Here is a 23,637-nt window from a genome sequence, read left to right on the forward strand (position 1 = left end):
GTTGTACTCTCGGCAGAAAATGAGCATCTTCTCCCGTTCTTAAAATGAATCGTACTGCACAAAACGAAAACACATAGCTCTTCTTTTTCATGGCAACAATAAAACTAAAACAGGGGTGATCTGATGGACGACAAAAAAGAACTGTCAAACGTTGAAACACAAAGAAACTTTTTAACGGCAGAAGAATTTCCTGAAGGAGCATATGGAGCTGCCCAGGGCAAAGACAAGCCTGTTGAAAACAAAAACACGCCATGGAAGGAAGGTCAGCAGTACTACAGCAATTTCACATATGAATTCCGCAACCTCCACCAAGGAATGCCGCGGCAGTACCCCGGGGCGCATCCAACCCATGACGAAAAGGATCAAAACGAGGAATGACCGATATAAAAAAGAGCCGTGCTAAACGGCTCTTTTAAGCTTTTTTATTGGAGGGGCTGCTGGAAATTTTGATTGTGCTGCTGGTTTTGTTGGTTTTGCTGACCCTGTTGACCTTGCTGTCCTTGCTGGTTAAATGACTGCTGCGCCTGCTGAAGTGCCTGGCTCATTTGGTTCATGGCCTGGTTTGTCTGGATCCCTTGAAGAGCCTGATTCAGCTGCTGGACAGCCTGCTGAATGCTTTGCTGAATTTGCTGATCCGTCTGCTGCATCTGCTGCTGAGATTGGGAGCTGAACTGCTGAATTTGCTGCTTCAGCTGATTGATTCCCTGGCTCAATTGAGAGCTCTGCTGGCCGCTTTGGCCCTGCTGCTGTGACCCCATTTGATTAACAGTTTGCTCCAGCTGGGCAAGCTGCTGCTGGATATTTCCGAATTCCTGAGCAAGTTCGGTATCCGTGATGTTCACTCCGAGCAGCTGCTCATGCTTTTGTTTTTGTTGCTTTTGTTTTTGCTGCTGGTTTTGCTGTTGTTTTGTCATGACAACATCCTCCTTAAAATTGATCACACCCTTTATCTTTTTCATTTTGTTCGAAATGATGAAAGGGAATTTTTAGGATGTTGTTATTTGAAGAAAAAGGCCATTCAGAGAACTACTCTCACCTCAAGATACAAATGGAGATGTTCTTGGAAGAAGTATAGAAAGAGGATTAGGTACCTCAGAAGTTGTTATAAATGAAAAAATGGAGTGTATATTTTAATAGGTTATCCAATAAATAATGGAGTTTTAAATCCACTCCCAAAACACATTTTCAAACCAAAAATAGAGCAGAAGTCCCATCAAATAAAAAAGCCTCAAACCCTTGTATACCAAGAAGTTTGAGGCTTTTTCCAGAGACGTCCCAGGAGAGATTCGAACTCCCGACCGACGGCTTAGAAGGCCGATTGAGACGTCACCGGTATGTCAAACGTTGATTCAATCGGATTTGTATGTCCGACGTACTTCCGTTAGTCTTACGTACAAGAACGAATGATGCTTACGTACATCATTATCGCTAAAAATTGGCGGAAATGTCAAGCGTATTTATTCTATAGAAGAAACTCGGTATGTCAGCCGTCGGTCACACGTCCTCCAACGCAACCCACACGATCTCCCTGAACGGTATGTCAACGCCGTCAATCCGCAATGACCCTCCGACCGGATCCACGGATTCAATCACGCCGCTCACCCTCTCCGCCACCCAATTCCGCCAGTAACGGATTTCGCAATCCTGGCCGGTCCTGTACGCGTATTGTATCTTCGATTCAAAGTCCGACCACTGCTCCGGATCAATCGATGGCTTCCGCTCATATGCGTGATCGATTTCGGATTTAAGTTTCCGGATACTCGCGATATGCTCCGGCAAGAATATAGACGTCCATTTCATCGTCCCTCTATCGCGTAATGTCATTCGTGGTTCCTCCTTCGGTCCTATTCGTTATCTATGACGAAAGTATAACACGAACAAATGTTCTTACGCAATCTATTCCGCTTGGAGGAACGTTTCGAATTCTGCCAATAGCCCAACGTTTTTAACGCGATTTTCACGGGCTTTTACAGTCCATGCGGCTTGTCGGAAGCTAGCGTATAGGTAGTCGTCAAAGCATCTAATTTTCTGCTGTTTTCGTTTGAGAATCGCTGCATGCCACGCTTCAACGAATGGCTGCGGATGCTCTTCGAGTATCAGCGTCGGATCTACGCATGCCTTAGCCCGCAATAAGATTCCGTAGTATTTATAAATTTCGTCCGCTTCAAAGTAGCGCGCCATTGCGGAGTAGATTTCGCTTGGTAACGCGTTTTTAAGACCGCAGGCCGGCACCGTATCTATTACGTGATTTTTTGAAAGATTAATAGAATGCGATGGTTCATTCGTAATTTTAGGCGCTTCATCCGTTGGCTCCGTTGGCTTTTCGACATCCTCACGCGTGGTCATTGTCGACTGGTCAACCGGAAGAATGACGATAATATTTGCGCCGTGGCCGCCGTTTATTTTCCGTGTTGTCGCGACCTTCTGGATGATCGAAAGTGATGCGAGTTTGTTGACGGCACGACGCGCCGTCTTGACGGACTTTCCGATCAGGTCCGCGAGTGTCTCCGCTTTGAGATGCGCTGCGCCGGCGAACTTGACCGCATAACGAGCAATCGTCTTCAGCGTAAGCCGGTCCGTGTCGTTTAATTCGTATGTATTGCGTTTGATATGTTCGTAGACTGCCGTGTTGAGTTCGGCCGTCGAAGCGAACGTTTGATGTTCCGCTAAATAATGCATAACGATTCCGCCTTCCGTAATTTACGTTTAACGTAAGTATAATTACACTAAACGGAATTGTCAATTACGGTTTGCGTAATTTTTAACTTTGTCGTATACTACGAATATGCAAGGAGAAAGGGTGGGGCCGATGCGTCTTCGTTTAAAAGAACTGCTTGAGGAGCACGGATATGAACAAAAAGAAATCGCAGAGGAATTGGAGTTATCAACTCGCGCTGTGAGTGAACTATGTTCGGGGAAAACCAAAAGGTATCCAAAAGAGGCACTCGAAAAAATAATTGATAAATTTAATATCACAGATATGAATGAACTATTTGATGCCCGTGACTCAATCGATGTAGTAGAGTGAATAAAAAAAAAGAACCCCAACCGATTATAGTTGGGGCGTTGATTAATCTACTATGCCGTTTCGAGCTTTCATTAATCTCATGTCCGTATGAATATCTTTAATATAATTTATTTCTTCATCTTTTCGCTCTACTAGCCGGGATATCCCAAGTAATACACTTCCGAAGAAAGAGCTTGAAAGCAAGGACGCAAACGCATAAACCCATCTTAAGGGATGCAGCTCTTCGTAAGTAAAACCTTCTGTTAATCCAGGCTCATATGTCTTCATTCCAAAACCTAAAAATAGAAAAGAAATTATGCCTACTGCTAATATTGCAAAACCTATAAATTTGATGAATTTCACCATAATTAAACCCCCTTTAAGTTCTCACTCAATTTTAACTGAAATTAAAGTATTATGTCACCACAATTATGTATAAGAGCACCTACGCTTTTATACGCAGGCGCCCGCCAAAAGTTCCGTTATTTATTCGCCTTTTGTCCGCGCTTTCTTCGTCACGTCGTTATTTTTCCAGTACGCCCACAGCGAAGTTACGCCCATGAACGCGAGCGAAATAAACTGCTGCACGCCTTCCTCATCGACCGGAATCGGACTGTGCCCCGTCATCGTAAGCGTCTGGTTAACGAGTGCCAGCGCAAGTAGTACGAACCGGGCGACTGTGCCCGCGCTAATATTTTCGATTGTCTTTACGTTCATAATATCGTCTCCCTTTTCGATTAGTTTACGGAATAGCCGGCTTTTTTCAGCGCAGCAGCGAGTTTAGCTTTCGTATTAGGTCCGTAAATTCCGTCAGCTGCGAGTCCATGCATCGACTGGAATCGTTTGACTGCGTTCGCTGTTTTCGGGCCGTAATAGCCGTCGATTCCGTTATTCTTGGCGCCTTTGTCCGGGTAGAAGTAAACGGCAGCAAGCGCGGTCTGAACTTGCGTAACCTTTGTCCCTTTCGTCAGTGGGCTCGTTACTTTAAGGATTCCGCCCGGCAGCGTGAACGTCTTTTTAGAGGATCCGGATGGTTTCGGAGCCGCAGCCGGTTTAGGCGTTCCTTTAAGCTTCAGCACTTGACCAACGTAAATTTTATTCGGATCCTTGATGTTGTTCCAGCTCTGAAGGCTCGCCACGCTTACTCCATTCGCTTTAGCAATAGCGGAAAGCGTATCGCCCTTTTTAACGGTATAAGTCGTGCCGGATGACTTAGCCGCTGAACTAGACGACTTTCCTCCGAGAGCTTTCAATTCCGCAGCGATAGCCGCCTTCACCGCATCCCAACGTCCCTCATCGAGTACACGGTGCGGACAGTATTTTCCGCTCCAATCCTGGTGTTTTTTAACGCGATCAACGCCCCAACCGCGCTCTTTTAATAGCTGAGCGATGAATTTAATCGCAAGCTTTTCGGCCGCTTTATACTTAGCGCCGCCTGATTTCGAATAGCAAACTTCGACGCCGATAGATGAACGGTTGCCCGGTCCGTTCCTGTCTCCGCAATGCCATGCGTTACGGTTAGTCGGAATCCCCTGAACGACCTCTTTATCGTCTACCGCGAAGTGATACGATACTTCGTTGTTATTGCGGATCATGTACGCAATTTCATTCGCTGCTGAAGCGTTGTTCGCCGTATTGTGAAACGTGATGTACTTCGCATCCATTGAATACGGACACTTAACGGAATACTTGCTTGACGCGACGAGGTTTTTCGTAACTGAAATCGCCATTTAATCGTCTCCCTTTCGTTATTTTTCCGTATATAAAAAGCCCGCCGGACTCTCACCGAACGGGCTCATAAAAATAGCGCAATCCCCGAGATCGCCAACCCGACGACCGTGAGAATTACGCCCCATAACCATTTCGTATTTGCTTTCATGTCGGAGATATCCGCCCGACTTTCTTTCGCGAGCGCCAACGCTTCGTCTGCCTTTTCATACGCTCGATCTGCCGTATGTTTTACTTCGTTGAAATAGTCGACTTTCGTATCGATTCGTACTAACCATTCACGAATGTCGGCTATCTTACCGTGCAATTCGTTGTTCGACGGTTCGCCCAATGATTACGCCTCCTCTAAATTTAGGCAAAATAAAAACACCTCTGCGAATGAGGTGCTAAGACAGCTATTACTTTGATTCATCGAGTAATTTATTTAAATAGGCCGGGTTATTAGTGAACATACCGTCGACTTTTAGTTCAATCATTCGCTTTGTTTCCTCTTTCTCTAACTCGACACGGAAGAACGTATGGACCTCCATGTCCTCGTCATGAATCATTTTCACTTCCTTGTCAGACAGCGTCTGAGAACTAATTCCAATCGCATATGCGTATTTTTTATAGTCTTTAATTCTTTCGGACAGTTTCTCCGCATCCCAAGTCTGCACAAGTTGTACGATGGGAACTTCTTTATTGAGTTTTCTAACTTGTTTCAAACTTTTCGCGCTAAACGACTGAATGATTACTTGATTATTTTCAAGTAAATTATAGCGATTGAGTATATCGATCAGTTTCTTCTCCATAACCAAACGGCCTTTAGAATCTTCGCGAGTCTCTATATAATACTTCGTTGAATCCCCGTATTTCTTGATAATCTCTTCAAGAGTTAAGACCTGTTGATCTTTTTCAGTTCGCAATTCTTTGACATGGTTTAACGATAAATCTTCAATGTTTCCCTTTCCATCTGTTGTACGGGACATGTCTTCATCGTGAAAAGCGACTAGTTTTCCGTCTTTCGTCATCCTTAAATCAATCTCAATGAAGTCGGTCCCGTCCTTAATTGCTCTAGAATAAGATCTGATTGTATGTTCAGGCTCCAGCTCCGAAGCTCCTCTATGTGCGATTATAAGAGGTGAATATTCTTTCGATTTGCTTGCTGTAGCATCGACGTTGCTACACCCAACATTCACACTAAGTAAAAGCATAATAGTTAGCGATATAAAAAATAATTTTCTCATAGGATTATATTACCATGCTTTTCCTCATCTAGGCAACGTACTTCTCGCCAGTTATTTCTTGGAACTGCTCAGGCGTAACATATCCTTGATCTACACCGTCTCTTAACTCCTCGATTGTTACGTCATTGTATTGTAGTGCTTGCTTAACCATAGAAGTATCGGCCCAATTATAAAAAAGTGCATACACCCAAAAATTAAGATCCATTAGACGCACCTCCTTTAAGAGCCAGAATTTCGAGCTTTAAAAAGGATATTTCCTGACCTAACTTCAATAGCTGTTGAGAAGTATCTGGAGTTTGCGGGGCGTCTATAATAGGATCCGCCAAATACTTCTCCCATGCTTCTTGTAATTCTTGATCGCTTGGTTGTGGGTCACTTATCTTCCAAGTTTCGATATATTGACCACGTCCGTCCCCGTCATCTCGAATAACAAAATCCTCCCCAATTACCGCGTTAGGGAAAAGATATTTAACGGCCAGCGCTAAATTCATCTATACTCACTCCCTCTCGTTATCTAATTTGTGACATCGTCAAAAACGCGGATTTCACATTGACTGATGAAGGCGTGCTTCCGGTCACTTTAGGGAATATGTGAAATGTCACTTTATCCCCGCTACTGAATTTTTGTTGCAAAATCGCCACCTCTGTCTGCGTAGTTCTTGAAGGATACCAGTACGATATTGTTTGATAATGAGCATCGTTAACATAGCAGATCAAAGATATATCTGAGTTTGCTGGGATAGCGGTCGCTGAAATATATATCCTTATCAAATACAAACCGCTGTTTTTTAAAGTAACTTCTGATTTTGTTTGATCATACTCGGATTGATCGTCTGCCCGAGCTGCTCCGAATTTTATTTTTGTTACAATACCTTCAGTAGCAGTAAACGAAGAGTTATCGAAGTCATACGTTTCTACAAAAGTTTTCTTTAAAAAATCATCTTCCGTTATAAATCTGTGCCAACCTTTAAACGATCCGTCTGTGTGAATTGTTCCGAACCATCTTTTAGGATTGGCTGTAGCTGTTACAACGATCGTTTTGCGCGCGCTATTAGTTGAAACGTCGTAATGAAACCATTCGACCGCATTCGGATCCGGAGAGTTTACAATTTTGCTGCTGACGCCATAATAGAGACCGGACGGTAAGGTTAATAAGTCAGTACCATCAGGAATTAGTTTTCTGTCTCCACTATCTTCGGTTAACTTAAAAAGCTGACCGGCATTCCATTTCGTCCGCTCGGACGCAGTAATATGGCGAGTGTTGTCGCTGTTGTGCGTATCAAATTCGGTCTTGCTCGCCTGCTTAACGTTGTCTACATCCGACAGCCCGACTTGTGCTTTCGTGACTGCGTGAGGGTTCGCTGTGTCGGCAACGTGACCGTCAAAATCGGTTTTGGACGCCTGTTTTACATTATCAACGTTAGAGAGGCCGACCTGAGATTTCGTTACCTTGTGCGGATTATCAGTCTTAGCTGCGTGTTCGTCGGTATAGGCTTTCGCACCAGCTTCCGCAGCGTCCGCCTTCTCCTGCGCGCCTTCTTTCGTTTCAATGTTATCGAGATTTTCGAATTTCTTCTGTAACTCAGCGAGAACCTGTTCGGCATCATCCGCCATTTCCTGAATGACGGCCTTTAGCGATTCGAAATCGTCAACATAATATTCGGCCACCGGGGCGATATCCTGATCGACGAGTGCTCGATCGATTTCAAACGAAAATTTATGGACGCTCAATTTCTGGCCGTTGTCATAATTAACGTAAAGCTCGGCCTGCACCGTTCCGTAATGCGTAACTTGATCCGACGTCAGGACATAAAAAATAACGCCCCCTAGCGCGTCTTGAACTTCCGTATTAACGTAGAACTTGCTTCCGTCCGCAAACCGCATAAACAACTTACCGTGAGTCGCTTGGCTTATCGGCAACGGCACGCCGTCCTTCGTTAAGCTGAACGTTAGCTTTGCCGTATTGATGTCCTGCGTACTAAATTGAATGTTCGCGGCAATACTTCGTTTGATTTGCGGATTTATATTGAAATGGACTTCGGAATCTTTATATAACATACGGAGAAATCCCTCCCTTTTATTTAGCTGCTGCTCTTCGTGCTGATTTTTCTTATATAATCATTCTGTGTTGTGCCGTAATATCCGTTAAGATTCGAATCACCTTGAACGATGACGCGACCAGTTCCCTTCGTGTTAAACACGTTCACTTCAGTTGCGGTAGACTGGACTAAGATTGCGAATATTTTCTCTACACCTCTGATTCGGTTACCTTCGATACGTCCATCGTAAGCCTTTTCTACGAAAACACCTCCGCGATCTTTTGTGCCCTGTTCAATATTCGTATTGAATATGTTGTTGTTCCGCACATCGAAATTATCGCAATTCTGAACGTATATCCCGTTTCGACCGATCGTGTTAATTTCGTTTCCGTCTATCGATAAATGCGTAGACTTTGTAATAGTCGAAGATGTGTCGCGACTTTTCGCAACGTAAATCGCTTCCGTATCTACGCACGATATATAATTGTTCGAGATGAACGTATTAAAACATCCTTCGAGCCAGATGCCCCTACGCCCTCCGAAAATCCTGTTATCGGAGATGAAGACGTTCCTTCCGTAGACTATCTGAATCGCCTGCTCATTGCCGTAGCTGCCGATATCTTTCTCCCGCAGTTTAAAGTAGTTTCCGAAGATCCGGATACCATCGCTCCAAGCAGCTTCTTTGTTATAAATCTGTCCGTAGGTCACTATGCCGCAGACCGTATATTCATAGAAGTCGTTCCCTTGGATTAAAATGTTTTGAGCGTTTTGCGGGCGATTCATCTGCACACCAGAGGCATTTTTAGAGCTTTCGATTCCGCCGGAAACTTGAGATATCCGGATGCACTCCCGATTTCGTCTGAAGACGTTGTTAATAATTTTGACTTCGCCCCACTTAAAAGTCCGAACGCCAGCATACCCGCAATCCTCGATCGTATTGTCAAAAATCGTTATGTTCGTCTGGAAAACGTCGTATACAGCGTAGTGGTTTCCGACAGCGCATCCCCAACCTCCTAAAAGGTCGGACTTACCGAAGTAGTTATGCGCAATATAGACGTTAGTGTTCGGTGTGCTGTCGAAGGCTCCGAAAATGTTGACGCCGCCTTGCGTAAACTCCCCGAGCTGAATTGCTTCTGAAAAAGGACGTGTTCCGCTAGTATCGATAAATCCGGTAAATCTGCAATTTGTGATTCGCAGGCCATTGCATCCATTTGCGTCGATTGCGTGGTCGGTGATCACGTCTTTAAACGTTACATTATCAATAACGATATTTTTCGCGTGTCCGATAATAACGCTGTCCATCGCATTCGTTTTATATGTTTCGATCTTCAGGTAATTCCCATCTAACATACCGCCCTCAATGACGATGTTACCTCTTCCGGAATATCCGGAGAAATTATCGGTGGGCTTACCGTTTGCAAAGAATCCGCCAGACCATCCTCGAAGCAGCACGCAATCAGCCGCCATTGTAACGTGTGTGTTTTCGTAAATGATCATGCGTTTATCGATCAGATAAGTACCGCCAGGAATGACGAGCCAACCGCCGCCTTCGCTGTGGATTTCGTCCAGCGCGCTTTGAATCGCATCCGCTGACGGTGTTTTCCCCGTAGGATCTGCGCCATAACTAAGTGCATTTTTAAAGCTGATTCTCGTGATAAGATCGTCCTTTATGTCATCAACCGTCTGTCCGTCGGCGTCTAAACGATCCCTGAGCGTCGGATAAATCGTCCCGTCCCGGCCGACACGGGCATCGACGACTTCTTTAACGTTGGTTCCGTCGACATTTAGGACGAGATTTCTAAAGCGCGCCTTCGTTACTTCGATTTCCTGTCCGACATTTAGTCCGCTTTCGTGCGATATTTGTTCGGATGTATGGGCGTTTTTGGCTTTTTTATGTTCGTCAATAACCGTATTAGTTGCCCTAATATCCGATTCAATATCGGCCATGTTCTGGTTATAATTATTCCGAAAGACACGGTCCCAGGTAGTCCCGGCTTTCCGATACGGATATTTCGCCATTCGTCTCCTCCTTTATCATTCTCCTACCTTAGCCTCAAGCGCAGCTAGTCTGTCTAAAATCGACTGTATATCGACGTCACCCGATGCCGGCATAATAATCCGTTTCAACTTCGTAAAATCTGCCGCGCTCATTAAACCCGCTTTGTTATCCGTCGCAAGATCTACGATTACTTTGCCGTCAGGCCCGACTTGAATATTCGACAACTTAACGAAATCTCCCGAACTCATCAAACCGTCAGAATTCGCGGAAGCAAGTCCGTATTGTGGAATGCTTATTAGCGTCGGATCGTAACCCGGATCAAACTTCGTACCGCTCCCAATTTTGACGGACTCCTCTCGCAGCTTTCCCGTTCGTGAATCTACGATTTTGGATAACGTCTTCTGCGTCTTTTTAAAGGACGCGACTATACTCGGAGCCTTCTGAACAATGCTTCCGAATGTGAATTTCGGAGATTTTAACGGATCAGAATAATCCTCGACTTCTACGACGCGTATCTGCACGTCAATATCTAACGGATCTAAAATGCACCAGACGTAATCTCCCAGTTGTATATCTTGAATACCGAGTTCGGAAAGCTCGACATAAGTGAGCGAAATTGAAATGTCGATCTGATCGTGAAGCTCCTTCTTCATTTGCGCAATTAGCTGGTCTTTGTTCTTCTCCGTATACTTGTCATCGCGAACAGGCGCCGCATGGCGAACCCCGTAAATGCTCGCTAGTGGACTCGTATATTCCGCTGTGACCGCATAAGTTCCGGTTTTTTCGTCTTTTTTACCGAATCCTTTGATAAACGTTTTGAGCTGGCTTGTATCGATTTCTTTCGATGGGTTGGCAGCGTTAAGTCTGTGCCGGACCTGATGGTCGGTGTATCTCGCAATCTGCTTCGCAATATAAATAGTCTTGCCTGCGCAATCAAACTCGGCACCGAGCTCCGAGACGATCGTCTTCAAAAGATCAAGCGAAAAGTTGTCGCCAAAATTCGAAACTTTGATCGTAGACGGCAACCCGGTCTTATCAACTTCGTAATTGTAACCGGTCCCTTTCAATGCGATATTTAGAGCCTCTTCGATCGTATAATCTTTTTCTTTCTCCTCGACTTCGTAAATATAAACGTCAGCAAGATCGATAAACATGCGATGAATGCCTTTCACTTTCACAGACCGAACGGAGGCGTTGATTGGACGGATGACGTACTCTTCACCTTCGTATATCAAATAATTCTCCGGCTGAACCAAAGGAAAGGAGTGAGCGTTTGTTTCGTGCCTAACGACCGTGACATCGATGTACTTTTCACTGTTTAGACCTCGCTTTCTTGTTACGCCATACTTAGTCAACGCTTCCTCTTGTCCGAGCCTGCTGCGTACGGATAATGCCTTCAAAAACTTCACCTCACGATACGTAGTAAAAACGGAAGTTAAAAGAGGTCTCGATACTGCCTGTTGTTCCGCTTAACTTGAACTGATTCCATCCTGGAGCAAGCGTGATCAAATTTCGATTTGTGTTTCCGAATATACTAGTATTATTTTTAGACGCCCTAACTCGATTAAGGACAATCGTGTCCCCTAACGCTGTTGTGCCAAAATACTGCCAAACATCTCCGGTTGTTTGATTCGTAATTTTAAGATTTGACGACTTGCCTTTATACGTAATAATTAACGGCATCTCAACCGGATCTATAGGAATATCCCCCGCATTATAGATTGAAAACGACGTAGTCTTGTGTGTATACGACGGGATGGTATCGGTGAGCCCTACTCCCAAAAGCCACCTATTCGCGTCAAACGTGAACGGATCGAGTGTCGTGCCGAGCGATTCCGCAAATCCGTCCGCACAGTCAAATTGAATATTAAAGTCTCCCGTTGTTCCGATGCGGTCAACGTCAAAAGACGAGCTTACTTCCACCTTCCATCGCTTATAAGGCTCCGATTCTACAATGATGTAGAATTGCGTCTGCTTGTAAAGTGCCGCTACTATTTTGTTCCGCAGCAAGAAGAAATCGTCCGTGTCTTCGGCAAACAGGCGGCATTCTGCTTTGATCGACCGTATTCCGAAGTCTTTTCCTGTTCTAATGCTGCCGTTTGTTCCTTCGATTTTTTCGTAATAGATGTTAGGAGATGGCGCACCCGGAACAAAGCTTCGAACTAAAATAGAAAGGTCCCTCGCCATATCGACGGTGGACCCGTTATCGTATACGATCTTAAAATTGCTATCTGTTATCGGGATTTTTTCCACGCAAGCACCTCCTGTCCATTAAATATTAAACGCATTCAAGACGCCCACTTCCTCGGCCTGTTGCCGGCTCACATACGGCTCCACCAAGCGCCCGACAACTTCGTCGCTCATCATGATTACTTGGCCGTCACTGTTGCGGATGGCTCTTTCGATAGATGTAAGAGCCGCCAATACTTCCGGCGAAGCTCCGGCCTGGCTTCCGACTGCCGCCGTATGACCTGCGTCAATCATCCGCATTAAATTTGCCTGCTGCGCTTCCGTCAGGACCATTTCGTTCCGTAGTGCCCGGATGTCTACTTCGTGGCTCATCGGAGCATTTTCGAACTTAGACGCAAGGCCACCGGTATGGAGCCTGTTGATCTGTCCGCGGCCGACGATGCCGCCGATATGATACGGAGTTTCACGTCCGCCCTTACCGTGCGTCTTCTTGAATGTCTCCGCACTCTCTTCGATTTCCGATCCGTCCATGCTGTATGTGACGTGGATCTTTTTACTGATCCTTCTCGCCAGCTTTGCGTTCATATTTTCGGCTTCGTTTGTAATCTCCTGAACCTTCGATTTGGCCGACTGAAGCTGCGCGATTTCTTTATCGATTGCTTTAACGGCATCACGATACTCCTTCGTCTTCTTGTCCGCAGCCGTCGTGTTGTTTTCGAGATTGGCTTTCGCGTCTTTGAGATTAGCAATTTCTTTCTTGAGAACGTTGACGCCTTCTCCTTTTTTCGCATTCAAACCGACCTGACGGAGCTCGAGATCGACCATCTTTTGTTTGATAGTGTCCAGTTTTCCAAGCTCTTCGTTAACCTTGTTTAACTCAGTATTCTTCGCACCGATTTTCCCGTAAATCGTATCTAACTGCCCGCGTAGGGTTGCTAAAGTCCCTTTTTGAACATCAAGAACGGTCTCCTGAGATTCGGCTTCTTTCTTATTCCCATCTAACTTAGCCTGGGCGATCTTCTTCTCAGTAGACTCTACGATATCCAATTGGGCCTGGACATCAGCCTCGATTTTCTGCCGTTCTTTTGCGAGATCGTTAATTTCTTTTTGGATGTTCTTCTGCTTCTCTAAGTTCTTATCATAATTTTTCTCTGCTAGGTTTTTCTGCTTCTCAAGCTCTAATCGGAGTTCTTCGGCTTTCTCCGCGTTCAACGCTTTAAGCGCATTTGTGTTCTTAGCGACTGCATTTCCCTGAGAGCTGATCGCCGCCTCTGTATCCGGCGATTTTTTAATTACCTCATCGTTCAGTTTTAAAAAGCGATCAAATTCGTTATTTGTTAAACCGGAATTTTTCTTAAGGTCAGCCTGCTCATCTTTAAGCCGCTTAATAACATCTGGATCTGTCTCGGTCTTTAATTGATCATTTATGTCAAGGTAGCGAGCGAATTCATCCGCAGTCAATTTCGTCTTGTTTTTAAGTTTGTCGAACTCTACCGCTAGGCTTTCAATCGATTCGATCTCTTTTTGTTTGGTCTCTGCTGCCTCTAAGCTGACCGTATTCATAGCGTCGTACCCCTCTGCGACACCGACCAACAAGCCGCCAAGAATCGATAGTCCAGCTATGACCCAACCGGCAGGCCCCATCGATACGAAAAGGCCTTTTAACGCGATTCCGAGCTTAACGGCTGAAGCTGCTACGAGCGCAATCGCCGCAGCTGTCCCGGCCATTTCGAGTCCTGTCGTAATGATCCCCGGATTCAACTTGTTAAGGAAATCGAGTATTTTCGTTCCCTCGTCTACAATTTTTCGGAAAGTAGGCAAAAACTCGTTGCCGATCTTGATGCCGAGGCCGTCTAACGCACTTTTAAACTTTTCGAAGGAGCCTTTCAGGTTATCCATTTGCGTCTTGGCTACGCGATCAGCCGTCCCTCCTGCGTTCTTTAATGCATTAGAATAATCTCGCAGTCCTTTTTCGCCAACGCCAAGCAACGTTACGAATCCGGAGGCAGCTTCCGTTCCGACGAGCTGAGCCGCTGTTGCCGTTTTTTGTGCGTCTGACATTCCTTCGAGGTTCTTCGAAATGTATCCGATCAATTCCGGTAGCGACTTTAAGTTTCCGTTGGCGTCTTCCAATTCGAGATTGTACTTTTTGACCGCCTTCGCCGTCTGCCCTACCGGATTTGACAAATGCAATAGCGTCGCCCTTAGCGCGGTACCCGCCATCGATCCCTGAATACCGGCGTCTGACATTTTCGCGACAGCTGCGGCCGTATCTTCTATCGAATAACCTAGTCCGTTTGCGACCGGGGCCACGTATTTCATGGCGTCGCCCAATTGGCCGAGGTCCGTATTCGCCGTCGTCATCGCTTTAACAAGCACATCGACCGCATGTCCGGACTCTTCCGCTTTGATTCCGAAACCCGTCATGATATTCGATACGATATCGGCTGACCGTCCGAGGCTTTCGTTTGATGCTGACGCCAGGTTAAGGACTGCCGGCAATGATCCGACTTGTTCCTTGACGCTGAAGCCCGCCATTGCGAGGTATTGCAGGCCTTCCGCCGCCTCTACCGCTGTAAATTTCGTTTCAGCGCCCATCTTAGACGCGATGTTCTTTAAATCTTCGAATTCCTGACCGGTCGCGCCGCTGATCGCCTTAACGTTAGACATGGCCGCTTCGAAGTCTGCCGCCGTCTTAACGGATGCTCCGATGCCGGCGACCACCGCACCGCCGACGGCCAGCGACGCCTTTTGTACGAGGCCCATCTGTTTCGAAAGATTTTCGGATGATCGCCCCAGTTGCGTCATATCGTTCCGAGCCTGCTGTGATCTGCGCGACCAATCCGACATGTCGAGAATCAAACGGGCGCGTATTTCTCCGACTGTTGCTCCGGCCATCTAGTTACCTCCTTTCCGAAAAGCTGCTTGCATCGTGCGTAATTGTTCGAATTTATCTCTATCGAAGTGATTAGCGTTTTCGATTCCTGCTGTTCTCGTAAGCCCGTTCATTAGAGACTTGAAATCCTCGTCCTCACTTGATCGGTTATTCGTAGCGAGAGTGATACGAACTTCTTCAAGGCGTCTAATTGCGTTTTGCTTTGCCTTGGCGCGAATAAGCTTCGGAATATCGACCATGTAATAATCGTTTTCAATCTCGCGTTGAGTGACTCCGAGAATAATAGCCGCATCGATTAAGTAGTCATCGATCGTATATGAGACGCCCTCTTCTTCGCCTACTTGCCGAGGTTCGGAAGAAGGCTTTTCACGTTTTTTGCCATCGAAGACAACCGGTTTTTCTTAACCGTTAAGGCGAGGTATTCGAACATCTCGTCTGCCCCGACGTTCTCTGAAATGTAATCAGCGTCGACATCGCTTAAAGCCGCGACAATTCCGACTATCTCATCGAGTCCTACTTCGAGACCGGTGACTACGTACGAGTAAAAGTCTTCCGGTGGCGCGCTAAGAACTTGAACGATAATTCCTGGCAGCTTATCAACGGCCCCGAATAATTGCTTCCACTTCTTCGGTGTGAGCTTCGGAATCTCGACCGGATAATCACCGAAATAAAGCTGTTCAGGATCTTTTTTGGTGAACAGTTTCATAAAGCATCTCCTTTCTCTTAAATAAAAAAAGACACCGCGGTTAAGCGATGTCCCTCGGTTATTCTGCTGCGGATTCGTCTCCCATAATGAACAAGTCTCCGTCATTATCCGTATCCGGATATGCGACAAAGGTCAGATTCGCAATCCGTTCGTTGTCTGAATCGTAAGTGTACTCCGGATCAGCTACTGCGCCTGCTAACGGAATTGTGATATAATCGTTCGGCGTTGTCGAAGGTGCCGTCGGCTTAATAACGAGTTTCTTTGCGGCTGCGAGCATGTCGAATCCCGCCTTACCGCTAACAACTAGCTTTTTCTTTGTCGAATCGGTACCATCGGTCACCAACCGACTGTTCGGAATGGCTACCGCAAGTCTATCGAGGTCATGTAGAGCGAAAGGGATCGTGACTTCTGCGGTCCTCCCCTTCATCGTAGACTTAACGATTGTGTCTCCGTATTGATCGACCGTGGTGTCTTGCTTTGATGTTTGAACCTTAAACTGAATTCCGCCCTTAGTGATGTCGTAGGTAACCATATCGTCGCCTTCGCCATACTCAACAATTGCTGGACCGATCGGTACGTTAATACCTCTAATTCCTGCCGCCATGCAATTTCCCCCTTATATTCAAAATAAAAAGCCCCTGATTAGGGGCGTATCACGCAATCAAAATTCAAAGAGTATTGAGGACGATTGTTGTCGTCGTATCCAATAAACAACGGGACTGAAGTAGTAGCGCGAATAATGACAACTGAATTCTCGCCGATCATTACCTCTTTCAAATTAGTGAGCGAGTTAAAAAGCTCGTAAGCTTTATCTTCGCAATCCTGTTCGCCTGCTGCGCGTCCTCTTACAAGTATCTGAAAAGACGGCTGCTTTTTCCCGGTCCATTGCGATGTCGGAAAACCGCCGGTCAGCTTTACGGAAATACATTCGTCAGGTGCTTCGCGAGGGAATCTGTTCGGAAAGTAAACGCCAGGAACCCGCGATTTAATGAACGATATTAATTCGAGTATCTTCAACGTTTACCTCAACTCCTCTCTTACGGCCTCTGCGACGTTCCGTATATACTTTTCGGCCTCTCCTTTTAACGGTCGCTCAAGGTACTTGTTACCGACCGTATATCCGTCCGCTCCGCCGGCTTGTGCGGATGTAGGACCGAGATTGTAATCGGCTTCGTGCGTCCAAATTGCGTAGTTAAATCCGTTTTCTACAGCTCGGAAAGATACTTCGCCGATTAACCGATCCCGCGATAGTTTTACCTTCTTCTGCATCCCTCTACGAAGTGTAGCCTTATCAATAGGTGCGATGTTTTGGGCGATACGAGCGAGATCATCGGTATTGTCCTCCATCGCTCGGACTGCCGCCTGCTCTGCGCCGTGCTCCGTCCGGTTTAGTCGATTAAGGAAATCGCTTGCGTCGAAATCAAAACTCAAACGATCACCTCCGTCAGAATCGGCTTTCCGGATACGTGCCTTCTTACGTTGATCTCTTTCGGCTTTCTCGCAATTGTCTCCCCGAGTTCATTTGTAAATAAGATCGTATCTGAGTACCGAATATCCGCCAGTTTATCGACTAGAATTCTCGCAGTGGCGACGGACTCTTCGCTTTTAATGACGCCAGACGAGCGCGATAAACTGATCCGGGAACCCTCGTCGACACGACACTTGACTGCGAACGGTTCGATTTTTATTGGATTTCCCCACGAATCGAACTCTCCGGAACTGTCACGCTCCACCGTAATGGTCTGCCGCATAGGAACGATAGCCATCTACAACACCGTCCATTGAATACGACGTCCGCCGAGCTTCACACCGTTTTCTTCTCCGATCAGATCAAGCGTCTTTTTCGGAATTAACGATTCATCATCGACTTTCATCGTATCTTTAAAGTTAAACGACGCCACACCGGTCAAAGAGAACGACGCAATTCCTTGTTTGTTCAGACGGTTCGTGTCGTTATAGGCAATTGCCAGCACGTTCGCGAATTCGTATACTGCGTCAGCCGGTATTTTATAGTCGGGAAATTTACGGACGAGAACGTCATCAGCAACGTTTAAGATCCGTTGCTTCCTTTCGTGATCAGAATCGTTCCAATCTTCGTTATCTACCGTAAAACTATTGATATATTCGTCAGCACCCTCGACACTTAATGCCATACCGCCACCTCCTGTTATTTTGCGGAGGATTTACGCGTTTGTTTCTTCGCTGCCGGTTTAGGCGCGTCTTCCTCCGCTGGTTTGTCGGTCCGAGTTACGTCTACCAGTTCGGACAGAATTTCGATTTCTTCCGGTTCTTCTGTTTTAAATACACCGTTTTTGAACGACTTAAATACGTCGCCCACATAAAACCCGAGTTCAGGATATTTCGATTTGAATTCCGCCATTATTTCACAACACCTCTGTCAAAATAAATAGGCCCGCGATTTGCGGGCCGTTGATTACGCTAATCCTTTGATTCGCGCGTGTGCTTTTTCTTGTAGGAATTGAAGTGTGTATTCACCGACGACTTGACCTTCGTAGTAATCACCTTTCTTACCAAGGTATTCGTGGAAGAATCCTCGATCTGCAAGAGGTCTGATTTCAGTACGGTTTGCGTCGAAGATGAACAACTCATCTGCATTTAGGTTGTTGTTCAAAAGAATTTCCGCTTGGCCGAAGTCAGAAACGAAGTGATCAACGACCTGTCCGCGGCCATTGTCAGCGCGAGTCAGGCGGATTTGAGATTTATCGAAGTTTGAGATCGCACGTTTTTGTTTTGCGCCAACCATAATCTTAAACGCACCACCTGTTGTGAATCCGCCTTTTTCGTAGATTTTCTGCATAGCGTCGTTAACTTTTTCGTCAGTTAGTGCGGAATTTTGTGCATCGATTACATTAGTTTTGATAAATTGGCGCATACCTTCCATCTGACGAACGATTCCGTCTGGTGATTCGTACTTGATACCGCTAATTGCGGCTTTTTCAAGCTGTAACGCCAGTTCAAGCTGTTTCTTCTGCTTCTCGTACTCGTACAGGCTGTCGATGCCGTAATTACTTACGGCTGCCGCAGTACCAGTAATTGAAATTGTTTCGTCGAAAATTTGTGTGATGTTAGATACGCGTTTTCTTGGCTTGTACTTAGCGTCGCGTGCGTCTGCACCTTCTCGACCTTCAACGAATTGTACTTGGATAACCGCACCGTCTTCGATAGCTTCCGCAGTTGTTCCGGCATACCCCCGTACAACAGTCAATTTAGTTCCACTAACCGCTACAACTTTAAGTAGTTCGTCGCCGATCTTAACAACTTGATCAGAACGGAAAGGTTCTGCGTCTGCCACTTCAATCTCAGTGTCTGCGTTAGTTTTTGCTCCGAGGACTCTGGAGTCATCTGCAATCATTTCGTCCTCGAACCATTGGTGCTCGACTTGAGTAACCGGATTGCTAAATCCTAATAGATTCAACAAAGGAGTTTGGTGTTCATTTAAAAGTAGAATCTCATCTACAACGGATTCCTTCTTACCTACTAATTCACCTGATAAAATTTTTGACATTCGATTTCCCCCTCAATTTTCGCATTAAAAAAGCGCCCGTTAAGGCGCTGTTTACTTCGATAATTCCCTTTTTAATTTTGCGTAGGCCACTTTGTCTTCAGGCCGGCCGCTATGCTTCGCTCTTTCTGCGGCTTCTTTCAATAGTTGTTCCGCTGTCTTTTCGGAAGCTCCTGCGGCATCTCCGTTCGAGCTCTGTCCGATAGGCTTTGGCGCCTTCTTCTTGACCAAGAACGGTTTATTGTCAACGAGCGTTTTGACAACGTCCTCCACCCCGACAACCTTTCCGTCTTCAACCGTTACCGCGGATAGGTCAGCCAACGCAATGGCGTCATCAATGTAGGCGATATCATTGCTCGTAGCAACCTTAATAAATTCATTGCGGATTTTCTCGCGTTCATTAGCTTTCCGGAGGTCTTCAAGTTGCTGTTCGAGAGTTTTCTCGGCCTCTTCCTTCGCTTTCAAATCGTTTTGAAGGCGTTCGAGCTCCGTCATTTCACTACGCTTACGTTCCTCTTCGGCAGTTTTCTTCGCATTGTAGTCTTCGACGAGTGTTTTAAGCGAATCAACTCCGTCAATACCCAGATCTTCAAAGGTAGACTTAAAGACTTTTAAATCGTCGTTAACTTGCTTGAATCTGTCGTAAGGGATTGTTTTTACTTCGTCTTTTTGCGGTTCGGGTGTATCGGTGTTTTTCGGCTCCGCAGCCGGTGGTTCCGCCTGGTCTTTAGTTTCTTCCGCAAAATGCTGTAAATCTAACGACAATAGAGATTTTGATAGTTCCATAACCTTGTTTCCTCCTATTACGTTTTTAACGTCCAACGCGACGAATTTATCGGATAGTTTAATGTCATAACCGAATTTGGACAAAATAAAAGACGCCGTATTCGACGTCCACTGTTATTCCGCCAGTATTTTTGCAGCTCGAAGAGCAGCAAGTAGCGCATTAAAATCCGCGACTAAGCCGGCGATATCCTCTGCGGTACTATCCGCTTGTGCAGCCGCCTGTTTCGCAGTCAGCTTCGAATTGAGCGTTGTTTGCAGGTTGGTAATTTGCGAAATTGGATGCGTATGTGATGAAGGCGGGAAATTTTCCGGCTTGTTCTGAATTTCCGACCAATCAACGGCTGTATCACCGCCACCGACACTCGCATAAACGAATTTACCTTCAGCGTTTTTCGTAACAGGAACGATTGGCACCGCCTTTAATCCGTCTACATCTTCGTCAACAACTTCGGCAGATCCGGCCGGATCAGTTTCGACTGGATAACTCATTTCGTTATCTAGCGCAGTACCTTCCTCCGGAGCTGTTCCGTATGAGAAACTACCCTCCGTAGTCTTCTGTACGAACACGACCGGAATTGCCTTTGTACCGTCAAGCGATTCGTCAACAACTTTGCTAATGCCGCGTGAATCATTCGAGATACCAACGCGCATTTTATTATTTACGTTCAAAATAAAGCCCCCTCTGGATTTCTGATCGGTGAATACACGTGTTTACAATTCGGATGAAAAATCTCACCAGACGCCTTCAACTGATCGTACGTCGGATAATTACCGGGTGCATCGTCCGTCAATTTCATGATTCTTCCCTCGTAAAAACGACATGCGTCCTTCGCTCCGTGTGAAGAGATCTTCGCATAATACACGTTCCTTCTAAGCGCCTCATTCGTCGTTGCCTCTCGATAGGTATCCATCATTTTTGTACGTGTCGCCATGTCCGCATAAACTTCCGGCCGCCAACGTCTTCCCGCTGCGTCTATGATTCCAGTTTTCACCGACTGCTGAAGCGTATTTCGAATGTCGGACGCAATAGTTCGCCGTCCATTCGTACCTCGCGTCATGTGATATCGCATAGAATCGGAGACAGCTTTCCGGACAGATGCTTTCGTTTTCCGGTCGATATTCTGCGTGACCGCTAATAGGTCCGCGTGAGTATCGGCAACGGCAGCCGCAACCATTTCTTTGTTCAAGCGCGAAAAGGAAGCGATCTGTGCCGCTTTTTCTACCGTTTCAGCAACGCCAAGAGAGACGATCGTGTTTATTACGCCGTCTCTAGCCGCTTTCGGTATGTTCTTTTCGACCCACGCTTTCGCTTTATCGTCTAATTCCGAAAGGATTTCCGAAATAGAGGCCAGTGTTGCGTTGGCGTTTGCTCGACGGAAATTGTCGATATCAACTCGATCCAATTCGGCTAGGATGTCTTGAACGGCGTCTTGATAATACGCAGCGAGTTGATTTGTCTCGTAGCTGTATTTCGGCTCTGTAACGCGCATTATTCGTCATCCTCTTCGACGATCTCTTCTTTCACTTCGGTCTCGTTAAATACCGAACCGTCAACGAATCCATTAACGCTCTTTTCATCGTCTTTAATTCTGCGTATAGTTTCTTCGGCTTTATCGTCATCTACTTCGTCAAGCTCTTTAATAGCAGATCGGACGTCCAGCGTAGGTTTGCCGCCAGTTCTAATACTCGCAATCTCTGCCGCTTCTTTCTCGTTACGCGGAATCCCGTCGTTCCAGATCGCTTTTGGATATACCGGATCAGATACGGATAAGTCTCCGAATTCTTTTTCGAAGAGCATACACGTCCATAGCGCGTCCCGAATCGCCTTATCATAGTGCGCCCGGATCCGTTTCACTTTCGAAAGGATAGGCATAAATCTCGCTCTAATTGCTACTCCGTCCGTATGGGACGTCCCGGTGCCGCCCGAATTGTCTCCGGACACCGTCGTTCCGAAAAGCCATTGCGGCGTCTCTGCCATCTGAAAGACGTTACTGAAAAGGACATCTAATTCTTTAAAAGCCGCATCTAGTTGCGCTTGCCACACCATATATCCCGGAGTCGGATCGTCTTTGTTAACAGGAATGTACTTTCCGCCAAACTGTACCGCTCCATTGGTCGTTTCCAGGTCTGGACCATATGCAGTAGGATCGCTGTGCTTCCAAAGAATATAATCGATCTGAACAAGGCGGTCATTGATCGCAGCTAGCACAGTTTCTAGCTTTTCGATGAGCCCAATTCCGAAGTACGAATCATCCACTGACTTATACGGAACGTGGAAAACCGGTATGTGCGGCAGATTCGTTACTTCTACGTCTTCCTCTCGACCTGTCGGAACTTGTTCTCCGATGGTAAACAATTGGACCGGTGTCCCTGTCGAAGTATCAACGCCGTTACCATGTAAGCGATGTCGCGAATACATAATATAACCCGGTATGTGACGCTCAACATTCAGAAATGGGATCTCTGTTTTCTCGGTTTCAACCCACTCGACTTGTGCAATATTGATCGCCTTCGTCTGCTTAACATTACCGGCGGACGTCTCCGGAAAAACCCAGCTTGCGTTAACATGCTCAATAATCGGCTCCATCTCGACACCTTCTGGCGCATCTCCCTCGATGAGTCCCATCTTTTTAAGCTCCGAATAATCCTGACGGTAGCCATAGCGCACTTTAAACCACGCGTCGCCGCGATATCCGTTTGCCGTAGCGCTTTCGTGAATCAATTGGTTGACGTCGTTTTCCTCAACGTATCTGTTCAGCGCCCTCTGCTCTTCGCTGTCATCGGCTTTTCCGCTCTCAAAACGGACCGGCTCTCCGACAAGTAGATCCGCAGGCTTGGTAACGAGGATATCCGCCAGGTTGATCGCGATATAGAGTTTTTCGAGCTGCGACGAGAATGGCGAATCTTTTAAAATAGCCGTTGCCCTTTCGTATACGTCTCGCTGCTTTCCGTCAAACCATTTTTTCGCCCGCTTATATTTCGCGAGCCTCTCGATCGAATCTTGCGGCGGAAATTGAGCGCCCTTACGGATAATTCCGTAGGTTTTTACGTATGTGAATTCGTCTGCATCGTCGTGTTTACGGTTAAATAAATTCATAGCTACTCGTTCCCATCGTTAAGCAATTCGTCAATATCTTCGATTTCTTTCGCGATATCTTCGTTGCTGGCCGTCCCGCTTTCGTTTTCCGTTGCCGTGACCTGACGATCGGTAAGCAAGCCATAACGTTTGAGGAACAAGTCAATCGCTTTTACTGACGGTTGAGAGCTTCGGATGAGCTTCATTAGCTGTGCATACACTTCGGATCGGTGACCGGAAAGCATATCGTCCGCGAGTAGATTCATATATTCGATGAATGCTTTATTCTGCGTCCGCCATCGGTAAACCGTAACGCGATCTGCTCCGATATCTTTGGCGAGCTCCTCCTGCGTCTTCCTTGCTTCGGCCATCAACTCGTTTTCCACAAGCAAAAGCGCGGCCTTTCGTTGTTGTAACGTTAATTTCGATTCAAGTTCTTTTAAACGCGACATGTTATCGCC

General features: G+C 46.2%; 30 protein-coding genes. 2 read left to right on the forward strand and 28 right to left on the reverse strand.

All coding sequences use genetic code 11. From position 1 onward, the window contains the following. Window positions 1-123 precede the first annotated feature (123 nt). Complete coding sequence (locus tag LQ247_RS09815) at window positions 124-378, forward strand: hypothetical protein (RefSeq protein WP_020452482.1); 255 nt, start codon at window positions 124-126, stop codon at window positions 376-378. A 44-nt stretch (window positions 379-422) separates the two neighbouring features. Here LQ247_RS09815 and LQ247_RS09820 read toward each other — a convergent pair whose 3' ends face one another. The 3 genes from LQ247_RS09820 to LQ247_RS09830 form a co-directional block, all read right to left on the reverse strand. Further along, entirely contained in the window at window positions 423-914 is a 492-nt protein-coding gene (locus LQ247_RS09820; RefSeq protein WP_031304790.1) for a hypothetical protein, read from the reverse strand. Window positions 915-1,494: 580 nt separating this feature from the next. After that, window positions 1,495-1,824: a YolD-like family protein gene (locus tag LQ247_RS09825; protein ID WP_231005957.1), complete on the reverse strand. Its 330-nt coding sequence runs from the start codon at window positions 1,822-1,824 to the stop codon at window positions 1,495-1,497. A gap of 72 nt (window positions 1,825-1,896) precedes the next feature. After that, the gene (locus tag LQ247_RS09830; RefSeq protein WP_231005958.1) at window positions 1,897-2,679 is read right to left on the reverse strand and encodes a helix-turn-helix domain-containing protein; all 783 of its coding nucleotides are present in this window, start codon (window positions 2,677-2,679) and stop codon (window positions 1,897-1,899) included. Window positions 2,680-2,809: 130 nt separating this feature from the next. Here LQ247_RS09830 and LQ247_RS09835 point away from each other — a divergent pair, with 130 nt between their 5' ends. Beyond that, on the forward strand, window positions 2,810-3,028 hold the full coding sequence (locus tag LQ247_RS09835) for a helix-turn-helix transcriptional regulator (protein WP_231005960.1): 219 nt from the start codon (window positions 2,810-2,812) through the stop codon (window positions 3,026-3,028). A gap of 42 nt (window positions 3,029-3,070) precedes the next feature. On the opposite strand, the gene LQ247_RS09840 is transcribed toward LQ247_RS09835, so the two are convergent. The 25 genes from LQ247_RS09840 to LQ247_RS09960 form a co-directional block, all read right to left on the reverse strand. Next, a complete protein-coding gene (locus LQ247_RS09840) occupies window positions 3,071-3,373 on the reverse strand; it encodes a hypothetical protein (RefSeq protein ID WP_231005962.1) in 303 nt (100 codons plus the stop codon). Between the two features lie 120 nt (window positions 3,374-3,493). After that, the gene (locus LQ247_RS09845) at window positions 3,494-3,724 is read right to left on the reverse strand and encodes a phage holin (RefSeq protein ID WP_003181194.1); all 231 of its coding nucleotides are present in this window, start codon (window positions 3,722-3,724) and stop codon (window positions 3,494-3,496) included. Window positions 3,725-3,744: 20 nt separating this feature from the next. Next, window positions 3,745-4,737, reverse strand: a complete 993-nt coding sequence (locus LQ247_RS09850) for an N-acetylmuramoyl-L-alanine amidase (RefSeq protein WP_231005963.1) — start codon at window positions 4,735-4,737, stop codon at window positions 3,745-3,747. Between the two features lie 65 nt (window positions 4,738-4,802). Further along, window positions 4,803-5,066 (reverse strand): hemolysin XhlA family protein, encoded by a 264-nt coding sequence (locus LQ247_RS09855; RefSeq protein ID WP_231005964.1) that lies wholly within the window; start codon window positions 5,064-5,066, stop codon window positions 4,803-4,805. Window positions 5,067-5,133: 67 nt separating this feature from the next. Beyond that, on the reverse strand, window positions 5,134-5,961 hold the full coding sequence (locus tag LQ247_RS09860; protein ID WP_331000500.1) for a glycerophosphodiester phosphodiesterase: 828 nt from the start codon (window positions 5,959-5,961) through the stop codon (window positions 5,134-5,136). A gap of 28 nt (window positions 5,962-5,989) precedes the next feature. Next, window positions 5,990-6,166, reverse strand: a complete 177-nt coding sequence (locus tag LQ247_RS09865) for an XkdX family protein (protein ID WP_231005965.1) — start codon at window positions 6,164-6,166, stop codon at window positions 5,990-5,992. Next, window positions 6,156-6,452 (reverse strand): XkdW family protein, encoded by a 297-nt coding sequence (locus LQ247_RS09870; protein ID WP_144498706.1) that lies wholly within the window; start codon window positions 6,450-6,452, stop codon window positions 6,156-6,158. Before LQ247_RS09870 ends, LQ247_RS09865 begins: the two co-directional genes overlap by 11 nt. A 19-nt stretch (window positions 6,453-6,471) precedes the next feature. Then, window positions 6,472-8,019, reverse strand: a complete 1,548-nt coding sequence (locus LQ247_RS09875; RefSeq protein WP_231005966.1) for a phage baseplate upper protein — start codon at window positions 8,017-8,019, stop codon at window positions 6,472-6,474. Between the two features lie 23 nt (window positions 8,020-8,042). Beyond that, window positions 8,043-10,019, reverse strand: coding sequence for a right-handed parallel beta-helix repeat-containing protein (locus LQ247_RS09880; RefSeq protein ID WP_144498704.1), 1,977 nt, complete (start codon window positions 10,017-10,019; stop codon window positions 8,043-8,045). Between the two features lie 15 nt (window positions 10,020-10,034). Further along, on the reverse strand, window positions 10,035-11,399 hold the full coding sequence (locus LQ247_RS09885) for a phage tail protein (protein ID WP_144498702.1): 1,365 nt from the start codon (window positions 11,397-11,399) through the stop codon (window positions 10,035-10,037). Window positions 11,400-11,409: 10 nt separating this feature from the next. Next, the gene (locus tag LQ247_RS09890) at window positions 11,410-12,252 is read right to left on the reverse strand and encodes a phage tail family protein (RefSeq protein ID WP_231005967.1); all 843 of its coding nucleotides are present in this window, start codon (window positions 12,250-12,252) and stop codon (window positions 11,410-11,412) included. 18 nt (window positions 12,253-12,270) lie between these two features. Then, window positions 12,271-15,087, reverse strand: coding sequence for a phage tail tape measure protein (locus tag LQ247_RS09895; RefSeq protein ID WP_231005968.1), 2,817 nt, complete (start codon window positions 15,085-15,087; stop codon window positions 12,271-12,273). Between the two features lie 335 nt (window positions 15,088-15,422). Beyond that, the gene (locus LQ247_RS09900; RefSeq protein ID WP_003181177.1) at window positions 15,423-15,791 is read right to left on the reverse strand and encodes a hypothetical protein; all 369 of its coding nucleotides are present in this window, start codon (window positions 15,789-15,791) and stop codon (window positions 15,423-15,425) included. A 58-nt stretch (window positions 15,792-15,849) separates the two neighbouring features. Beyond that, a complete protein-coding gene (locus tag LQ247_RS09905) occupies window positions 15,850-16,395 on the reverse strand; it encodes a hypothetical protein (RefSeq protein ID WP_003181175.1) in 546 nt (181 codons plus the stop codon). Window positions 16,396-16,433: 38 nt separating this feature from the next. Next, window positions 16,434-16,808, reverse strand: coding sequence for a minor capsid protein (locus tag LQ247_RS09910; protein ID WP_003181173.1), 375 nt, complete (start codon window positions 16,806-16,808; stop codon window positions 16,434-16,436). Window positions 16,809-16,811: 3 nt separating this feature from the next. Beyond that, on the reverse strand, window positions 16,812-17,222 hold the full coding sequence (locus tag LQ247_RS09915) for a hypothetical protein (RefSeq protein ID WP_231005969.1): 411 nt from the start codon (window positions 17,220-17,222) through the stop codon (window positions 16,812-16,814). Then, on the reverse strand, window positions 17,219-17,557 hold the full coding sequence (locus tag LQ247_RS09920; protein ID WP_048350738.1) for a hypothetical protein: 339 nt from the start codon (window positions 17,555-17,557) through the stop codon (window positions 17,219-17,221). The genes LQ247_RS09915 and LQ247_RS09920 overlap by 4 nt, the downstream gene beginning before the upstream one ends. Further along, on the reverse strand, window positions 17,558-17,944 hold the full coding sequence (locus LQ247_RS09925; protein ID WP_231005970.1) for a hypothetical protein: 387 nt from the start codon (window positions 17,942-17,944) through the stop codon (window positions 17,558-17,560). 14 nt (window positions 17,945-17,958) lie between these two features. After that, a complete protein-coding gene (locus LQ247_RS09930) occupies window positions 17,959-18,171 on the reverse strand; it encodes a hypothetical protein (protein WP_231005972.1) in 213 nt (70 codons plus the stop codon). Window positions 18,172-18,225: 54 nt separating this feature from the next. Beyond that, window positions 18,226-19,317: an SU10 major capsid protein gene (locus LQ247_RS09935; RefSeq protein ID WP_231005973.1), complete on the reverse strand. Its 1,092-nt coding sequence runs from the start codon at window positions 19,315-19,317 to the stop codon at window positions 18,226-18,228. Window positions 19,318-19,368: 51 nt separating this feature from the next. Further along, complete coding sequence (locus LQ247_RS09940) at window positions 19,369-20,100, reverse strand: phage scaffolding protein (RefSeq protein WP_231005976.1); 732 nt, start codon at window positions 20,098-20,100, stop codon at window positions 19,369-19,371. 114 nt (window positions 20,101-20,214) lie between these two features. After that, window positions 20,215-20,769, reverse strand: a complete 555-nt coding sequence (locus LQ247_RS09945; protein WP_231005978.1) for a hypothetical protein — start codon at window positions 20,767-20,769, stop codon at window positions 20,215-20,217. After that, window positions 20,766-21,590 (reverse strand): phage minor capsid protein, encoded by an 825-nt coding sequence (locus tag LQ247_RS09950; protein WP_269146000.1) that lies wholly within the window; start codon window positions 21,588-21,590, stop codon window positions 20,766-20,768. Before LQ247_RS09950 ends, LQ247_RS09945 begins: the two co-directional genes overlap by 4 nt. Beyond that, window positions 21,590-23,197 (reverse strand): phage portal protein, encoded by a 1,608-nt coding sequence (locus LQ247_RS09955; RefSeq protein WP_231005980.1) that lies wholly within the window; start codon window positions 23,195-23,197, stop codon window positions 21,590-21,592. The genes LQ247_RS09950 and LQ247_RS09955 overlap by 1 nt, the downstream gene beginning before the upstream one ends. A 2-nt stretch (window positions 23,198-23,199) precedes the next feature. Continuing rightward, window positions 23,200-23,628: a phBC6A51 family helix-turn-helix protein gene (locus tag LQ247_RS09960; RefSeq protein WP_144498678.1), complete on the reverse strand. Its 429-nt coding sequence runs from the start codon at window positions 23,626-23,628 to the stop codon at window positions 23,200-23,202. Between the last annotated feature and the right edge of the window lie 9 nt (window positions 23,629-23,637).

The organism is Bacillus sp. BS3(2021), assembly GCF_021043345.1.
Taxonomy (GTDB): Bacteria; Bacillota; Bacilli; order Bacillales; family Bacillaceae; genus Bacillus; species Bacillus paralicheniformis.

Excerpts from the sequence above, each read along its gene's own strand:
- LQ247_RS09815 (WP_020452482.1), top strand. The coding sequence starts at position 124 with ATGGACGACAAAAAAGAACTGTCAAACGTTGAAACACAAAGAAACTTT.
- LQ247_RS09820 (WP_031304790.1), bottom strand. The coding sequence starts at position 914 with ATGACAAAACAACAGCAAAACCAGCAGCAAAAACAAAAGCAACAAAAA.
- LQ247_RS09825 (WP_231005957.1), bottom strand. The coding sequence starts at position 1,824 with ATGACATTACGCGATAGAGGGACGATGAAATGGACGTCTATATTCTTG.
- LQ247_RS09830 (WP_231005958.1), bottom strand. The coding sequence starts at position 2,679 with ATGCATTATTTAGCGGAACATCAAACGTTCGCTTCGACGGCCGAACTC.
- LQ247_RS09835 (WP_231005960.1), top strand. The coding sequence starts at position 2,810 with ATGCGTCTTCGTTTAAAAGAACTGCTTGAGGAGCACGGATATGAACAA.
- LQ247_RS09840 (WP_231005962.1), bottom strand. The coding sequence starts at position 3,373 with ATGGTGAAATTCATCAAATTTATAGGTTTTGCAATATTAGCAGTAGGC.
- LQ247_RS09845 (WP_003181194.1), bottom strand. The coding sequence starts at position 3,724 with ATGAACGTAAAGACAATCGAAAATATTAGCGCGGGCACAGTCGCCCGG.
- LQ247_RS09850 (WP_231005963.1), bottom strand. The coding sequence starts at position 4,737 with ATGGCGATTTCAGTTACGAAAAACCTCGTCGCGTCAAGCAAGTATTCC.
- LQ247_RS09860 (WP_331000500.1), bottom strand. The coding sequence starts at position 5,961 with ATGAGAAAATTATTTTTTATATCGCTAACTATTATGCTTTTACTTAGT.
- LQ247_RS09865 (WP_231005965.1), bottom strand. The coding sequence starts at position 6,166 with ATGGATCTTAATTTTTGGGTGTATGCACTTTTTTATAATTGGGCCGAT.
- LQ247_RS09870 (WP_144498706.1), bottom strand. The coding sequence starts at position 6,452 with ATGAATTTAGCGCTGGCCGTTAAATATCTTTTCCCTAACGCGGTAATT.
- LQ247_RS09875 (WP_231005966.1), bottom strand. The coding sequence starts at position 8,019 with ATGTTATATAAAGATTCCGAAGTCCATTTCAATATAAATCCGCAAATC.
- LQ247_RS09880 (WP_144498704.1), bottom strand. The coding sequence starts at position 10,019 with ATGGCGAAATATCCGTATCGGAAAGCCGGGACTACCTGGGACCGTGTC.
- LQ247_RS09895 (WP_231005968.1), bottom strand. The coding sequence starts at position 15,087 with ATGGCCGGAGCAACAGTCGGAGAAATACGCGCCCGTTTGATTCTCGAC.
- LQ247_RS09900 (WP_003181177.1), bottom strand. The coding sequence starts at position 15,791 with ATGAAACTGTTCACCAAAAAAGATCCTGAACAGCTTTATTTCGGTGAT.
- LQ247_RS09905 (WP_003181175.1), bottom strand. The coding sequence starts at position 16,395 with ATGGCGGCAGGAATTAGAGGTATTAACGTACCGATCGGTCCAGCAATT.
- LQ247_RS09920 (WP_048350738.1), bottom strand. The coding sequence starts at position 17,557 with ATGGCTATCGTTCCTATGCGGCAGACCATTACGGTGGAGCGTGACAGT.
- LQ247_RS09925 (WP_231005970.1), bottom strand. The coding sequence starts at position 17,944 with ATGGCATTAAGTGTCGAGGGTGCTGACGAATATATCAATAGTTTTACG.
- LQ247_RS09930 (WP_231005972.1), bottom strand. The coding sequence starts at position 18,171 with ATGGCGGAATTCAAATCGAAATATCCTGAACTCGGGTTTTATGTGGGC.
- LQ247_RS09935 (WP_231005973.1), bottom strand. The coding sequence starts at position 19,317 with ATGTCAAAAATTTTATCAGGTGAATTAGTAGGTAAGAAGGAATCCGTT.
- LQ247_RS09940 (WP_231005976.1), bottom strand. The coding sequence starts at position 20,100 with ATGGAACTATCAAAATCTCTATTGTCGTTAGATTTACAGCATTTTGCG.
- LQ247_RS09950 (WP_269146000.1), bottom strand. The coding sequence starts at position 21,590 with ATGCGCGTTACAGAGCCGAAATACAGCTACGAGACAAATCAACTCGCT.
- LQ247_RS09955 (WP_231005980.1), bottom strand. The coding sequence starts at position 23,197 with ATGAATTTATTTAACCGTAAACACGACGATGCAGACGAATTCACATAC.
- LQ247_RS09960 (WP_144498678.1), bottom strand. The coding sequence starts at position 23,628 with ATGTCGCGTTTAAAAGAACTTGAATCGAAATTAACGTTACAACAACGA.